Raw genomic sequence first — 14,555 nt, 5'->3', positions numbered from 1 at the left:
GCGGAGAGGGCTCAGTCGAGTCCACCGAGCACGTTCTGGTCCCAGTCGATGACCGACCCGGTGACCACCCCGGACCGGTCCGACAGCAGGAAGACCACGAAGTCGGCGATCTCGTCCGGCTGGCCGAGCTTGCCCATGGGCAGCTTCGCGGCGGCTTCGTCACGCCAGTCGTCCCCGGCCCCGTGGAAGGCCTTCTGGGTGGCGTCCTCGCCTTCCGTCGCGGTCCAGCCGATGTTCAGGCCGTTGATCCGGACCCGGTCCCACCGGTGTGCGTGCGCGGCGTTGCGGGTCACGCCGATCAGCCCTGCCTTGGCGGCGACATAGGGCGCGAGGAACGGCTGCCCGCCGTGCGCCGACGACGTGATGATGTTGACGATCGTGCCGGGCGCCTCGCGCCCCACCATGTCCGCGACCGCCGCCTGCATCGCGAAGAACGGGCCCTTGAGGTTGATCCCGATGTGCTGGTCGAACAGCTCGGGCGTGGTGTCCAGCAGCGTTCCCCGGGACGTCAGGCCGGCGGAATTCACGAGGCAGTCGACCCGGCCGTACGTCTGGACGACCCGGGCCACGGAGGCCTTGGCCTGCTCGGCGTCCGACAGGTCGGCCCGGACGTACAGGGCCTTGCCGCCGGCGGCGGTCAGCTCCTCCACCAGCGCCTCGCCGGGCTCCGGGCGCCGCCCGGTGACGGCCACGTCCGCCCCCTCGCGGACCGCGGCCCGCGCGATGGCCGCGCCGACCCCCTGGCTGCCGCCGTTGACCAGGACGACCTTGTCGTCGAGAAGTCCCATCGAAATTCCTCAGCTCTCTCGCCGTTCGGCACCGGCCCGCAGCTCCGATCGGAGCGCCTCCGGCGTCCATCCCTCGCGCAGCGCGCGCCGCACCAGGTCCGCCTGCGAGGGCGGGGCCAGGCCGTCGACCGGCGGGTCGCTGTCGAGGTTGGTGGGGAAGGGGTAGCCCTCGGCGCTCGCCGCGACCACGTTGTCCAGCCACACCTGGTCGGCGCCTTCGGCCTTGCGCTCGAGGAGGACCGGGTACACCGCGTTGGCCACCGCCTCCCGGTCCACCGTCTCCATCGCCCGCCCGAACGCGGACGACACCTGCAGCAGGTTGGCCATGCGCCGGATGTCCGCGGAGCGGTTGGTGCCGGCGGCGTGGAAAAGGGCCGGGTTGAAGAACACGGCGTCGCCCTTGGCGAGCGGCAGCTGCACCTGGTGCGCGTCGAAGTACGCCCGGAACTGTGGGAGCCGCCAGGCGAGATAGCCCGGCTCGTACTTCTGCGAGTGCGGCAGGTACATCGTCGGCCCGGACTCCACGGGCATGTCGCAGTGCGCGACCGCGCCCTGGAGCGTCAGCACGGGGGAGAGGCGGTGCACCTGCGCCGGATAGGCGGCGGCGACCTCGTTCGACAGGAAGCCCAGGTGGTAGTCGCGGTGCACGGTCTGGGCGGCGCCACCCGGGTTGACCACGTTGAGCTGGGAGGTCACCTGATAGGCGGGGCCGAGCCAGGCGGTGGCCACCAGGGCCAGGATGTCGTTCGCGTAGTAGTCGGCGAACGCCTCGGGGTCGTAGAGGGCCGCCTTCTCCAGCGCGTTCCACACCCGGTCGTTGGCGCCCGGTCGGGCGAAGTGGTCACCGGAAGCCGCACCCGAGGCGCGCTGCTCGGCGATCAGCGCCTCGAACACGTCGGTGGCCCGGTCCACGACGCGGGGATCGGGAAAGGCGCCGCGGAAGACCACGATGCCGGGCCCGTCGGCGAGCGCCCGCACCAGCTCGGCCTGGACCACCCGGTCGCCTTCGAGCAGGCCGCAGTCGTAGACGAGCACGTTCCGCTCCACGGCGGAGGCGTGCGGATAGTCGGCGGGATCGGTGGCCTGCTCGACCAGCGCGCGGAACGCGTCGAGATCGCAGTCCTGTTCGGACAGCCAGGCACGGTGGTGTACGGAAGTGAAGGACATCGTCGTCCCTTCAGGGTCACGGAGCGACGCAGCCCTGTCATTCTTGTCAGTACAAACCCCTCGAACAACCAGCAGCGAGCCATCAAAAACCCCTCAAGGAGCCGGCGTATGGGCCACCCGTTCCCGATCCGGGAGATCGCACGTCAGGCGGGCCTGAGCGAGGCGACCGTCGACCGGGTGCTGAACGGCAGGGGAGGCGTGCGCGAGAGCACCGCACGGGAGGTCCGCCAGGCCATCGCCGATCTCGACCGGCAGCGCACCCAGGTGCGACTCGTCGGCCGGACCTTCATGGTCGACATCGTGATGCAGGCACCCGAGCGCTTCACCACGGCGATCCGCGCCGCCCTGGAGGCCGAGCTGCCGTCGCTGCGTCCGGCGGTCCTGCGCTCCCGCTTCCACTTCCGCCAGACCGGCCCGGCCGGGGAACTCGTACGGATCCTGGACCGGATCGCCCGGCGCGGCTCGCAGGGCGTGATCCTCAAGGCCCCGGACGTCCCCGAGGTGACCGCCGCGGTCGGCCGGCTCGAAGCCGCCGGGGTGCCGGTCGTGACCCTGGTGACCGACCTGCCGGCCAGCGCCCGCCTCGCCTACGTCGGCATAGACGACCGGGCCGCGGGTGCGACGGCGGCGTATCTGATGGGCCAGTGGCTGGGGGAACGCCCGGGCAACATCCTGACCAGCCTCAGCAGTGGCTTCTTCCGCAACGAGGAGGAGCGTGAGATGGGCTTCCGCAGCGCCATGCGCGCCCGCCACCCCGAGCGCACGCTGGTCGAGATCGCCGAGGGACAGGGGCTGGACGCCACCCAGTACGACCTAGTCCGGGCCGCTCTGGAACGCGACCCCGGCATCCGCGCGGTGTACTCGATCGGCGGTGGCAACATCGCCACGCTGCGGGCCTTCGACGACCTCGGGCGCGAGTGCGCGGTGTTCGTCGCGCACGACCTCGACCAGGACAACACCCGTCTGCTGCGCGAGCACCGGCTGTCCGCCGTGCTCCACCACGACCTGCGCCAGGACGTGCGCGAGGCCTGCCACACCGTGATGCGCGCCCACGACGCGCTGCCGCCGGCGGGGCCGACCCTGCCGTCGGCGATCCAGGTGGTGACGCCGTACAACATGCCCCCGCAGGCGGCCGTGTGATCCGCGGGCGATGCCGGGCGTGGGTCCGGGAGGAGCCGCGTGCCGGCCCCTACCGTCGGGCGCATGTGGACCTCGCGCCCGGACGGCGGCCCCGAGCGGTTGGTGACCCTGGTCGACGGTGTGTTCGCCATCGCCATCACCCTGCTCGTCCTGGATCTCTCCGTGCCCCGGGAGCTCGACCCCGCCGCCTACCGCCGGGCCCTGGGCGAGCTGCTCCCGGACCTCGGGGCGTACGCGCTGAGCGTCGTGGTGCTGGGGAGTTTCTGGCGTGACCACCGGCGGATCTTCCAGGACGTCCGGGAGATCGACGGCCAGGTGATCGGCCTCTCGATGGTCGGCCTCGGCGTCGCGGCCCTGGTGCCGTTCCCGACGCGGCTGCTCGCCGAGTACGGCGCGCAGTCCGTGTCGGTCGCCGTCTACGCGGGCGCCGTCGCCGCGCTGGGCGCCTGCCACCTCGCGGTGGCCGCCGTCCTGGCGAGGCGCCCCTGGCTGCGCCACGACAGGCCCTGCGAGGCGGCGACCAGGCTGTACCTCCTCGACAGCGCCACGTCGGTGGTGGTATTCCTCGCCACGTCCCGCTGGTCCTGGTGACGGGCCCGAGGATCATGTGGATGTGGCTCGCCCTCGTGCCGGTGAAGGTTTATCTGGGCCGAAAGCTTCAGAGCTCGGGTTGAGGGCGGCGGCACGCCCGAGCCCGAGCCCAAGCCGGGGAGGTGGGAATCACGCCCGAGCCCGGGCCGGGGAGGTGGGAATCACGCCCGAGCCCGGGCCGGGGAGGGCGGGGGTCACTTCCGCCCCGTCACCTCGGCCAGTTCACCTCCGCCCCGTCACCTCGGCCCGTTCACCTCCGCCCCGTCACCTCGGCCCGTTCACCTCCGCCCCGTCACCTCGGCCCGTTCACCCTCGCCCCGTCACCTCGGCCCGTTCACCCTCGCCCCGTCACCTCGGCCCGTTCACCCTCGCCCCGTCACCTCGGCCCGTTCAACCCCGCCCCGTCACCTCGGCCCGTTCACCCCCGCCCCGTCACCTCGGCCCAGCTCCCGCTCTGCGCCGACCGCGCCATCGCGTCCAGCGCGGCCGCACTGTGCACGGCGTCCGCGAGCGTCGCTCCGTGCGGGGTGCCCTCGGCGACCGACCTCAGGAAGCGGTACGCCTCGATGACTTTCAGGTCGTCGTACCCCATGGCGTTCGCGGCGCCCGGCTGGAACGCCGCGAACTCCCCGTGGCCCGGGCCGACATGGACGGTGGTGACGGACTGGTCCTGGTAGGTGGTGCCCCGGCTGACGCCGAGCTCGTTCATGCGGCGGAAGTCCCAGATCACGGCGCCCTTGGTGCCGTGCACCTCGAAGCCGTAGTTGTTCTGCTCGCCGACCGAGACCCGGCAGGCCTCCAGGACCCCGCGCGCCCCGGAGGCGAAGCGCAGCAGGCAGCTGACGTAGTCCTCGTTCTCGACGGGGCCGAGTTCGCCTCCGGCGGCGCGGCTGTGGCCCGCCGTGGCGCCGGTGGGACGGGCCCGCTCCGGGAGGAAGATCGCCGTGTCGGCCGTCAGGGACGTGATGTCGCCGAGCAGATGACGGGCCAGGTCCACGCCGTGCGACGCCAGGTCGCCCAGCACCCCGCTGCCGCCCCGCTCCCGCTCGTAGCGCCAGGTCAGCGCGCCCTCGGGGTGGGCCGCGTAGTCGCTGAACAGCCGGACGCGAACATGGGTGACCGTGCCGATCTCCCCGGAGGCGATCAGCTCGCGGGCCGCCTCCACGGCGGGCGCGTTGCGGTAGTTGAAGCCCACGGCTCCCTGCACACCGGCCTGGGCGACCGCGTCCGCGACCGCCCCGGCGTCCTCGGCGGTCAGGCCCACCGGCTTCTCGATCCAGATGTGCTTGCCCGCCTGGGCCATGGCGACACCGATCTCGCGGTGCAGGAAGTTCGGCGCGGTGATGCTGACCGCCCGCACACGTGGGTCGGCGGCCACCTCGCGCCAGTCCCGCGTGGTCGAGGCGAACCCGAACTGCGCGGCGGCCTCCTCCGCCCGCCCCGGCACCTCCTCCGCGACCGTCACCAGCTCCGGGACGAGGGGAAGCTGCGGGTAGTGGTGCCGCACACGCGCGTACGCCTGGGTGTGCACCCGCCCCATCCAGCCGAATCCGATGACGGCGACGCCGAGCGTGTCCACCATGAGAGCCCCTCTTTGGACCGTTCCATAACCTGTCCAGGTCACCCTTGGCGGGGTTCGCCGACGCTGTCAACCCTTTGACAAGCCGTGGCGTCGCGTGGAACGGTCCATCCCATGAGAGCGCCGACGATCCGGGACGTGGCCGAACGGGCCGGCGTCTCCAAATCGCTGGTCTCCCTCGTGCTGCGCGGCTCCGACCAGGTGCGCCCCGAGAAGCGGGACGCCGTGCTCCGGGCCGCACGGGAGCTCGGCTACCGGCCCAACGCCGCCGCCCGCAGCCTCAGCGAACAGCGCACCCGTACCGTCGGCGTCCTCCTGAACGACCTGCGCAACCCCTGGTTCGTGGACCTCCTGGACGGTCTGAACTCCCTGCTGCACGCCAACGGCCTGCGCATGCTGCTGGCCGACGCCCGCCTCAACCGCCGCACCGGTCAGGACCCCGCAGATCCGCTGCTGGACCTGCGGGTCGACGGTCTGGTCGTGGTCGGCACGCTGCCCGACCCGGCGGCCCTCGGCCAAGTGGCCGAGAGGATCCCGGTCGTGCTGGCCGGCTCCCGCGAACCGGCCCCGCCGGGCGTCGACGTCGTGGCGGGCGACGACGAGCGGGGCGCCCTGCTGGTCGCCGAGCACCTGATCGGCCTCGGGCACCGCCGAATCGCACACATCGCGGGCTACGGAGCGGTGGGCGAGCTGCGCCGCCGGAGCTTCGAGGCGACGATGCGCCGGCACGGTCTCGCGGACGAGGTGCTGGTCGAGCCGAGCGACATGACCGAGGAGGGCGGCTACCGCACGACCGTCCGGCTGCTCAGCCGCCCCGACCGGCCCACGGCCGTCTTCGCCGTCAACGACATCGCCGCCATCGGCGTGCTCTCGGCGGCCGAGGAACTCGGGCTGCGCGTGCCGCGCGAGCTGTCCGTCGTCGGCTACGACAACACGAGCATCGCCCGGCTGCGGCACGTGTGGCTCACGTCGGTCGACAACGCCAGCCACGAGGTCGGCCGCCGCGCGGCCCAGTGCCTCTTGAAGCGCTTCGAGGGCGCCGGCGGAGCGGGCCGGGTCCAACTGGCCACGCCCACCCTGGAGATCCGGGGATCGTCGGCCCCGCCGCCCTGATCGCGCACCTCGCTCAGAGGTTGATCGCGTACGCCTTGCGCAGGGTCTCGTGCACCGTCCACGTCGTACGGTCGCCCTCGCGCAGGACGGCCATGTCGCCGGGCCCGACCGTGAGCGTCGGCCCGCCCTCGACCTCGATCGTCGCCGAGCCGCTGATCACGACGAACAGTTCGTCGGCCTCGGTGTCGGTGACCACGCCGGGCGTGATCTGCCAGACGCCCCGGACCTGACGGCCGTCCTCCGACTCCCAGACCACCTTCCCGGTCACCTCGGGCGTCCCGGAGACGATCTGCTCGGGCGCGAGGGGCTCGGGTTCCAGCTCGGCGTCGGGGATGTGGAGTACGAAGCTGTGCGTCATGCGGCGACCCTAGCCCTGACCGGCGGGGGAGCGGCCTGGACACAGTGTGCGGTGCCGGCGGGGGCGGGCGGACACTCCGTCGCTCCCCGGCCTCGTTTTTCGACAGCGCCCGGACGGCGATCTGCGCGACCGTGTCGATCCGGTCGGCCCGGCACGGCCGCGCCGCCGTCGACGGAGGCCATGTCTGTCTCAACCCCTATGCCCTGGTCGGGAGTTCTCGCCGATTGGCGTATTGTTTGCGGCATATGCCGGGGAGTTGAGATGCCCGAAGGCATGCGACTGCGTGGGTGAAGGGGAGCAGGACGTGGACGAGACGGGGCGACGACCCGCCCGGCGGACCGGACTGCCCGGAGGTGCCGTCACGGCGCTCCTGGCGGTGGCGGCCTGCGCCGGCCACGCGACCAAGGCGGACCTCCCCTGGTGGGCCGTCCTCGCCGTCGCCGTCTCGGCGGTGGGTCTCGCCGGCTGGACCCGGCGCCCGGAACGGCCGTCGGTACGGGCCGGGGGACGGCTCCCCATGCGGTAGGGTTGACCTGCGTGATCACGCGGTTCACCCGCGCGATGCGCATCGGGACGTGGCGCAGCTTGGTAGCGCACTTGACTGGGGGTCAAGGGGTCGCAGGTTCAAATCCTGTCGTCCCGACTTTTCGAAGTCGCATTTCAGGGGCCGTTTCAGAGGAGATCTGAGACGGCCCCTTGATCATTCTCGGGGCCGGTTGGGGCCCGACGCACGTGACTGAGCCGGGGCGCACCTTGACCCGGTCACGGTGCGCCGTGCGGCCCGCTGAAGGTCCTTCGTCCGCTGGTGGTGCAGGCGGAACATCCTCATGGCCGGCAGGAGTGACGATCCGGTGCGTCGATCGCGGAGTCGGCCCGCGTGAGGCCCGGATCTGACAGGAGGTTCCATTGCCGTATCCCCCGTCGGCCGCGACGCTGTCGGGCTTCGTGCGGGGCCGCCCGAGGTCCTCGGGGCGTGGGGCTTTGCCGGCGCCGTGTCTGCCTCCGATCCGGCTAATGAGTGGTTTCGTATCATATGTCCTTGATGTCGCGTTGGGTGATCCCTAATGTTCACCGGGAGGTAAGCACTGCGAGGCCCGAGCCCGTGCCACCGTCCGGAATCGAGGTGTGGAGCGCGTGCACGCGAGGGGACATCCCAGAGGGACGCGATGGCTGCGGGCGTTCGCCGTACTGCCGTTGCTGGCGTCGGCGCTCGCCGCCTGTGGCAGTGACGAAGGCTCCGGCAGGCCCACCCTCAACTGGTACAACTTCCCCGACGACTCCGGTGCGCTCCAGAAAGCCGCCGACCGGTGCAGCCAGGCGTCGGGCGGCCGCTACAGGATCAGTTACAACAAGCTCCCGCGTGCCGCCGACGGTCAGCGTCAGCAGATGGTCCGCAGGCTCGCGGCCGAGGACGACTCGCTCGACATCCTGGGCCTGGACGTCACCTGGGCGGCGGAGTTCGCCGAGGCGCGCTGGATCCGGGAATGGACAGGAGCGGTGAAGCGGCAGGCCGTCGAGGGCACTCTGCGCGTACCGCTGCAGACCTCGACCTGGAAGGGCAAGCTGTACGCCGTCCCGTACAACACCAACACCCAGCTCCTGTGGTACCGCAAGGACCTGGTGCCCACGCCGCCCAGGACCTGGGCCGAGATGCTGGACATGGCCGGCGCCCTCGCCCGGCAGGGCAAACCGCACTTCGTCGAGATCCAGGGCGCCCAGTACGAGGGACTGACCGCCTGGTTCAACACCCTGATCAACAGTGCGGGGGGCTCCATCCTCAACGCGAGCGCGACCGAGCCTTCCCTCGGTCCTCCCGCTGTGCGGGCTGCGGGGATCATGCGGCAGCTGGCGACGTCCCCGGCCGCGGACCCCTCCCTGCCCAACCAGATGGAGGACCAGAACCGCCTCGCCATGGAGTCGGGGGTGGCGGCGTTCGAGCTCAACTACCCGTTCGTCTATCCGTCGATGAAGGCGAACAACCCCGAGCTGTTCAAGAACTTCCGCTGGGCGCCGTACCCCCGGGTCGACGCGAACCGCCCGGCACGGCCCACCATCGGCGGCATCGACCTGGCGGTGAGCGCCTACTCGCGCCACCCGGACCTGGCCTTCGAGGCGGCACTGTGCCTGCGCAACAGGGAGAACCAGCTCACCGCCGCGCTCGAGGGCGGCCTGCCGCCCACCCTGCGCGCCCTGTACGACGAGCCCGCGTTCATGAAGGCGTACCCCTTCTCCGCGGAGGTGCTGGCCGCGCTGGAGTCGGCGAGTGTCCGCCCGATCACTCCGGTCTACCAGAACGTCTCGATCGCGGTCTCCCACACGCTGTCTCCGCCGTCCGGGATCAAACCGGAGAGCTCCGTCAACACCATCAGGGAGCAGATCGACAATGCCCTGCGATCCGAGGGTGTGATCCCGTGAACCACCACCTCGCGCACCACGTCGTCGCCCGGCGCAGCAGCGCGCGGGCCTCGTCCACGGGCGGCCCGAGATGAGCACGCGGGCGCAGCCCGCCGGAACCCCACCGCCCCCCGAAGCCCAGACGGAGCAGAAGGGGCCGGAGCAGGCGGCGCTGTCGGCGGGCGCCCGGCAGGAGCGGAGGCTCGGCTGGCTGCTTTGCGCGCCCGCCGTCGTCGTCATGATCGCCGTGACCGCCTACCCCATCGGATACGCCGTCTACCTGTCCCTCCAGCGGTACGACCTGCGCTTTCCCGGACAGGCGGAGTTCGTGGGCCTGAGCAACTACGGAGCCGTGCTGTCCTCTCCGTTCTGGTGGGACGCGTTCTGGGTGACGCTGTTCATCACCGCGGTGTCCGTGGCGATCGAACTGGTCCTCGGGATGGGCCTCGCCCTGGTGATGCATCGCACGATCTTCTGGCGCGGCGCCATCCGCACCTCGGTCCTCGTCCCCTATGGGATCGTCACCGTGGTCGCCGCCTTCTCCTGGCAGTACGCCTGGACACCGGACCTCGGATACCTCGCCGAGTTGCTGCCCAGCGGAGAGGCTCCGCTGACCGAGCAGTGGCCCGCACTCTGGCTGATCATCCTCGCCGAGGTGTGGAAGACGACGCCGTTCATGGCCCTGCTGCTGCTCGCGGGCCTCGCACTGGTCCCCGAGGAGACCCTGAAGGCGGCCATGGTGGACGGTGCCACCGCCTGGCAGCGCTTCACCAAGATCATGCTGCCGCTGATGAAGCCGGCCATCCTGGTGGCCCTGCTCTTCCGTACACTGGACGCGTTCCGGATCTTCGACAACATCTACGTCCTGACCGCGGGCGCCCAGGGGACCGGCTCGCTGTCGATCCTCGGGTACGACAACCTGTTCACCGCGCTGAACCTGGGCATCGGGTCGGCGATCTCGGTCCTGATCTTCATCTGCGTCGGGATCATCGCCTTCACCTTCGTCAAACTGTTCGGCGCCGCCGCACCCGGCGCGGAGGTGAAGCGCTGATGGCCGCCGTGGGAAAGACACATGCCGCCCGATGGGGCGTGCTGAACGTGGTGGTGGTGCTGTACGCCCTGTTCCCGGTGTGGTGGATCGCCGCGCTGTCGTTCAAGGACCCCGGCACGCTGACGGACGGTGACTACATCCCCAGGGACTGGACCTGGGAGAACTACCGGGGCATCTTCGAGACCGCCGAGTTCACCCGCGCGCTGATCAACTCGATCGGCATCGCCCTGATCGCCACGGTGATCGCGGTGGCACTGGGCACCATGGCCGCCTACGCGGTGGCCCGGCTGCGGTTCCCCGGCAAGCGGGTACTCATCGGCATGTCCCTGCTGATCGCCATGTTCCCGCCGATCTCCCTGGTGTCACCGCTGTTCAACATCGAGCGGATCATCGGGATCTTCGACACCTGGATCGGGCTGATCATCCCGTACATGACCTTCTCCCTGCCGCTGGCGATCTACACCCTGTCGGCGTTCTTCCGGGAGATCCCCTGGGATCTGGAGAAGGCCGCCAAGGTCGACGGGGCGACGCCCGCGCAGGCCTTTCGGCTGGTCATCGCGCCGCTGGCCGCGCCGGGCGTGTTCACCACGGCCATTCTCGTGTTCATCTTCTGCTGGAACGACTTCCTGTTCGCGATCTCGCTGACGTCCACCGAGTCCGCGCGCACCGTTCCCGCCGCGATCGCGTTCTTCACCGGGAGTTCCCAGTTCCAGCAGCCCACGGGGTCGATCGCCGCCGCCGCTGTCGTCATCACCATCCCGATCATCGTTTTCGTCCTGCTCTTCCAGCGGCGGATCGTCGCCGGACTGACCTCCGGGGCAGTCAAGGGCTGAACGGGGAAGGCAAGGAGGCACCATCCATGGCCGAGATCATCCTTGAGGGAGTCACCAAGCGCTTTCCCGACGGGTCCCTCGCCGTGAAGGACGTGGACCTCGAGATCGCCGACGGCGAGTTCGTGATCCTGGTCGGTCCGTCGGGATGCGGCAAGTCCACCACCCTGAACATGATCGCCGGACTCGAGGACATCACGGAAGGCACCCTGCGCATCGGAGACCGAGTCGTCAACGACCTGGCTCCCAAGGAACGAGACGTGGCCATGGTGTTCCAGAGCTACGCCCTGTATCCGCACATGAGCGTCCGGGAGAACATGGGCTTCCCGCTGCGCCTGGCCAAGGTGGACAAGGACACCATCGACGCCAAGGTGACGGACGCCGCCCGGATCCTGGACCTCACCGAGCACTTGGACCGCAAGCCCGCCAACCTCTCAGGCGGTCAGCGCCAGCGGGTGGCCATGGGGCGGGCGATCGTCCGTGATCCCAAGGCGTTCCTGATGGACGAGCCGCTGTCCAACCTGGACGCCAAACTCCGGGTCCAGATGCGCACTCAGATCTCCCGGCTGCAGCGGAGCCTCGGCACGACCACCGTGTACGTCACCCACGACCAGACCGAGGCGATGACGCTGGGTGACCGCGTCGTGGTCATGAGACAGGGCCTGGTCCAGCAGCTCGGCACACCTGCCGAGCTGTACGACCTGCCGCGCAACATCTTCGTCGCGGGCTTCATCGGCTCCCCGGCGATGAACTTCCTGAACGCCACTCTGGAGGGTGGTGCCCTCCGCTCGCCCTTGGGCGACCTGCTCCTCGACGACCGTACGAGGCAGGCGCTTCAACGCCAGAACGCGCCCCGCGAGGTCATCGTCGGGCTGCGGCCGGAGGCATTCGAGGACGTGGCCCTGTCACATGACCGGGACCGGACGGGCCCGGTCTTCACCGTCACCGTGGAGGTGCTGGAGTCCCTTGGCTCCGACGCGTATGTCTACTTCGCCGCGGAAGGCGGGCCCGTGCAGACCACCGAACTGGAGGAGCTCGCCAAGGACTCGGGCCTGCGCGACACCGGCGCCGACACCAGTCACCTCGTGGCCCGCCTGGACGCCGCCACGCGTGCCCGCGAGGGAGAACCGCTGGAGCTGCGGGTCGACATGGCCAAGGCCCACGTGTTCGACCCGGCGACCGGAGCGAACCTCACGCATCCGGCGCGGGCGGACTGACGAGGCACCACGTGGCCGAGCCGGGCCACCACCGTGATGTAGGCCACCCGTATGCATCCGCATCGTGTGTGTTTGCTGTCGCGTCGGCTGGAAAGTGGCTCTGTAGCCACCGGACGCGCAATCCGGTGGATGGTGACCGAAAGCCGGAAAGAGGAGGTCCGATGTCCTCGAAGCGACGTCGTAAGAAGAAGGCCCGCCGCAAGAACGGCGCGAACCACGGCAGCCGTCCGCAGTCCTGAGAAGCCTTGCGGGCGCGCCGACGCAAACGGGTGGGTGGCAGATGCCACCCACCCGTTTGCGTTCGCAGGCAGAGGTCAGCCACGCACGGGTGTGCGCACGGCCGGTGGAAGAGACCGAGCAGGGGACGGGGATCGGGACGCCACGGCGCGTGGGAGCGCCCCTCACCGCCCGGCGCGAACAGGTGCGTCACGGCGGCAGTTGTCGAACGCGCGTGCGCCACTCCGTCGCGATCCGTTCCGTCATCTGCCCGATCGGGGTGACGGCCGCGAGCAGGTACACCCCGTCGAGGAATCCCCCAGCCCGCCAAAGCCGCCCATGTCCGCCGACGCCCCTGGCGGGTCGCCCGCGGCGGCCATGACGGCGTCGCAGACCTGCTCGGTGTCGCCCCCGTGCTTGTCGCCCCAGGCGTCGAGCGACAGCACGCCGCCCTTCGGTCCGGGCACCCGGACGGTTCCCCACCGCTGGGGGCCCATGGCGCGGAGAAGCAGCAGGGCGCCGAGCAGGACGGGTTCCAGCGCGGACGAGCTGTCGGCGAGGGCAGGGGAGATCCGCGTGTCGCCGTGGTGAGGAGACGCCGTACACCCTTCGGTCATGCGGAGGACCGCAGCCCGTCGGCCGTGGGCGGCACTTCGCCCGTCTGCCCTCGCCGGCTGCCTGACGCCGGGGGAGGGACTGCGGCCCCCGGCCGGTGTGCCCCGCGCCCGCCCCGCCGCTCTTGGCCGGGACCCGGACGGCGTCGCGTCCGTCGCGCGTGCGCCCCCGCCCCCGGCCGGACCTCGGCGTGAACGCGCGGATGGCGGCGCACGCGCCGGTGGGCCGCGTGCGGCCCGCGCGCGAGCGGGTGGCCCCCGGCACATGGCGTGGTCGAGGACGTCACCCACCCCCATGGGCGACGTCCTCGACCGCTCCCCCGGTGCCGGACTGTGGCTCAGGTGTCCGCGCGGCGGACGGGTGCCGTCACCAGCACATCACCGCCGTCTCGCCACTGCCCCAGGCGGAGTAGAGGCGTACGCGGACGACATAGCGCCGGCCCTTGACGAGCCGGGCGCCGATCGTGGCGTTGTGCTCGGTTCCCCCGTCGTCCCGGCCCGCGACGTAACGGGGCCGTCCGTCCCGCTCCTCGAAGAGCACCACCACGGCATCGCAGTCGCCGAAGGTGCCCAGCGTGTATGTGCGGGTCTCCGGCGGGTCGATCACGAAGTCCGCCTGTTCGCCCGGGCCGAGTCCGAGCGGCGCCGAGCGGAACGGCACCAGCGCGGGCGAGCCCTGCGGATGCGCCGGCGGATACCAGCGCAGCACCGACTCCTTGTCGGCGGCCGACAGGGTGCCGTGCGGGTTGAGACCCCCGCGATACTGCTCCGGCTCAAGGATCAGCCCCGGCGCGAACGGGAACTCCATGATCGACTGCGGGTCCCAGAAGGGACCGTTGGCCTCGTCGGGGCCGAGCTTGCGCAGGATGTTGTAGTGCGTCCGCTCCCGGCTCCAGTGGTGCGGCGGGCCCGCCAGTTCGGCGTAGACGGCCTCGTCGTCCCAGTGGATGCCCGCGAACGGACTCTGGTGTTCGTGCAGCATGCCGAGCGCGTGCCCGATCTGGTGCAGGGCCGTCGCGCGCTCCCCGGGCGCGGTCAGGTCCCAGCCGAAGTTCATGGTGCGTTCCTGCCGCCCGGCGAGCAGCGCGTCCCGGCCCACCGACGACCAGGAGCCGTCGCCGGCCTGGAACCCGATGCGCAGTTCGGCCTCCGAGCGGTCGTCGACCTCGGTGAAGGCGATCCCGATGCCGAGCTCCCGCCACTCCCGAAAGCACGACCGCACCACGTCGCGCTGCTCCTCGGCACCGGCCCACGACACCCGCCGCGTCATCCCCCTCCCCGGCACGGGGATGACGGACGCGTCGGTGTCACCGTCGAAGAACCAGTAGTGCAGAACGGTGCCGTTGACCCACTTCCGCCGCCCGCCTGCGAGCGCGCTCAGCCGCTCGGCCGCCGGCCCCGGTGCGAAGGCCGGCGCCGGCGCCTGAGCCAGCGAGCAGTAGCGTGCGGTCATGGGCCACAGCCTGCCCTGCGGCCCGCCCCGGGCGCCTGAGTCGG

15 protein-coding genes and 1 tRNA gene are annotated in these 14,555 nt (G+C 71.0%); 10 read left to right on the top strand and 6 right to left on the bottom strand.

Annotated features, from left to right (window positions below; translation table 11 throughout):
- Positions 1-11: 11 nt before the first annotated feature.
- On the bottom strand, positions 12-788 hold the full coding sequence (locus HDC93_RS00810) for an SDR family oxidoreductase (protein ID WP_185006150.1): 777 nt from the start codon (positions 786-788) through the stop codon (positions 12-14).
- Between the two features lie 9 nt (positions 789-797).
- A complete protein-coding gene (locus HDC93_RS00805) occupies positions 798-1,955 on the bottom strand; it encodes a phytanoyl-CoA dioxygenase family protein (RefSeq protein WP_185006148.1) in 1,158 nt (385 codons plus the stop codon).
- 108 nt (positions 1,956-2,063) lie between these two features.
- On the opposite strand from HDC93_RS00805, the gene HDC93_RS00800 reads away from it, so the two are divergent.
- Complete coding sequence (locus tag HDC93_RS00800; protein ID WP_185006140.1) at positions 2,064-3,095, top strand: LacI family DNA-binding transcriptional regulator; 1,032 nt, start codon at positions 2,064-2,066, stop codon at positions 3,093-3,095.
- Between the two features lie 63 nt (positions 3,096-3,158).
- The gene (locus HDC93_RS00795) at positions 3,159-3,686 is read left to right on the top strand and encodes a TMEM175 family protein (RefSeq protein ID WP_311774457.1); all 528 of its coding nucleotides are present in this window, start codon (positions 3,159-3,161) and stop codon (positions 3,684-3,686) included.
- 418 nt (positions 3,687-4,104) lie between these two features.
- Here HDC93_RS00795 and HDC93_RS00790 read toward each other — a convergent pair whose 3' ends face one another.
- Positions 4,105-5,268, bottom strand: a complete 1,164-nt coding sequence (locus tag HDC93_RS00790; protein ID WP_185006138.1) for a Gfo/Idh/MocA family protein — start codon at positions 5,266-5,268, stop codon at positions 4,105-4,107.
- A 111-nt stretch (positions 5,269-5,379) separates the two neighbouring features.
- On the opposite strand from HDC93_RS00790, the gene HDC93_RS00785 reads away from it, so the two are divergent.
- Positions 5,380-6,378 carry a LacI family DNA-binding transcriptional regulator gene (locus tag HDC93_RS00785; protein ID WP_185006136.1) on the top strand — a complete coding sequence of 333 codons (999 nt, stop codon included), beginning with the start codon at positions 5,380-5,382 and terminating at the stop codon, positions 6,376-6,378.
- Between the two features lie 13 nt (positions 6,379-6,391).
- Here HDC93_RS00785 and HDC93_RS00780 read toward each other — a convergent pair whose 3' ends face one another.
- On the bottom strand, positions 6,392-6,736 hold the full coding sequence (locus HDC93_RS00780; RefSeq protein ID WP_030840645.1) for a cupin domain-containing protein: 345 nt from the start codon (positions 6,734-6,736) through the stop codon (positions 6,392-6,394).
- A 304-nt stretch (positions 6,737-7,040) separates the two neighbouring features.
- Between HDC93_RS00780 and HDC93_RS00775 the strand changes: the two genes are divergently transcribed.
- The 7 genes from HDC93_RS00775 to HDC93_RS39555 all read left to right on the top strand — a co-directional run bounded on the left by HDC93_RS00775 (position 7,041) and on the right by HDC93_RS39555 (position 12,467).
- Complete coding sequence (locus tag HDC93_RS00775) at positions 7,041-7,262, top strand: hypothetical protein (RefSeq protein WP_185006134.1); 222 nt, start codon at positions 7,041-7,043, stop codon at positions 7,260-7,262.
- Positions 7,263-7,305: 43 nt separating this feature from the next.
- Positions 7,306-7,379, top strand: a tRNA-Pro gene (locus HDC93_RS00770).
- 491 nt (positions 7,380-7,870) lie between these two features.
- Complete coding sequence (locus HDC93_RS00765) at positions 7,871-9,151, top strand: ABC transporter substrate-binding protein (protein ID WP_311774456.1); 1,281 nt, start codon at positions 7,871-7,873, stop codon at positions 9,149-9,151.
- Positions 9,152-9,221: 70 nt separating this feature from the next.
- Positions 9,222-10,181, top strand: coding sequence for a carbohydrate ABC transporter permease (locus HDC93_RS00760; RefSeq protein ID WP_260419341.1), 960 nt, complete (start codon positions 9,222-9,224; stop codon positions 10,179-10,181).
- Positions 10,181-11,014: a carbohydrate ABC transporter permease gene (locus HDC93_RS00755; RefSeq protein WP_142156932.1), complete on the top strand. Its 834-nt coding sequence runs from the start codon at positions 10,181-10,183 to the stop codon at positions 11,012-11,014. Before HDC93_RS00760 ends, HDC93_RS00755 begins: the two co-directional genes overlap by 1 nt.
- A gap of 26 nt (positions 11,015-11,040) precedes the next feature.
- Complete coding sequence (locus HDC93_RS00750; protein ID WP_185006132.1) at positions 11,041-12,228, top strand: ABC transporter ATP-binding protein; 1,188 nt, start codon at positions 11,041-11,043, stop codon at positions 12,226-12,228.
- Positions 12,229-12,389: 161 nt separating this feature from the next.
- Positions 12,390-12,467 (top strand): 50S ribosomal protein bL37, encoded by a 78-nt coding sequence (locus HDC93_RS39555; protein ID WP_370443954.1) that lies wholly within the window; start codon positions 12,390-12,392, stop codon positions 12,465-12,467.
- Between the two features lie 240 nt (positions 12,468-12,707).
- On the opposite strand, the gene HDC93_RS00745 is transcribed toward HDC93_RS39555, so the two are convergent.
- Positions 12,708-13,061: a hypothetical protein gene (locus HDC93_RS00745; protein WP_185006130.1), complete on the bottom strand. Its 354-nt coding sequence runs from the start codon at positions 13,059-13,061 to the stop codon at positions 12,708-12,710.
- Between the two features lie 364 nt (positions 13,062-13,425).
- Positions 13,426-14,511, bottom strand: a complete 1,086-nt coding sequence (locus HDC93_RS00740) for a M12 family metallopeptidase (protein WP_185006128.1) — start codon at positions 14,509-14,511, stop codon at positions 13,426-13,428.
- Positions 14,512-14,555: the final 44 nt, after the last annotated feature.

This window comes from Streptomyces sp. AK010, from assembly GCF_014207295.1.
GTDB lineage: Bacteria > Actinomycetota > Actinomycetes > Streptomycetales > Streptomycetaceae > Streptomyces > Streptomyces massasporeus.
The sequence above is the reverse complement of the archived record's forward strand: the minus strand, read 5'-3'. Positions and strand labels throughout refer to the sequence as shown.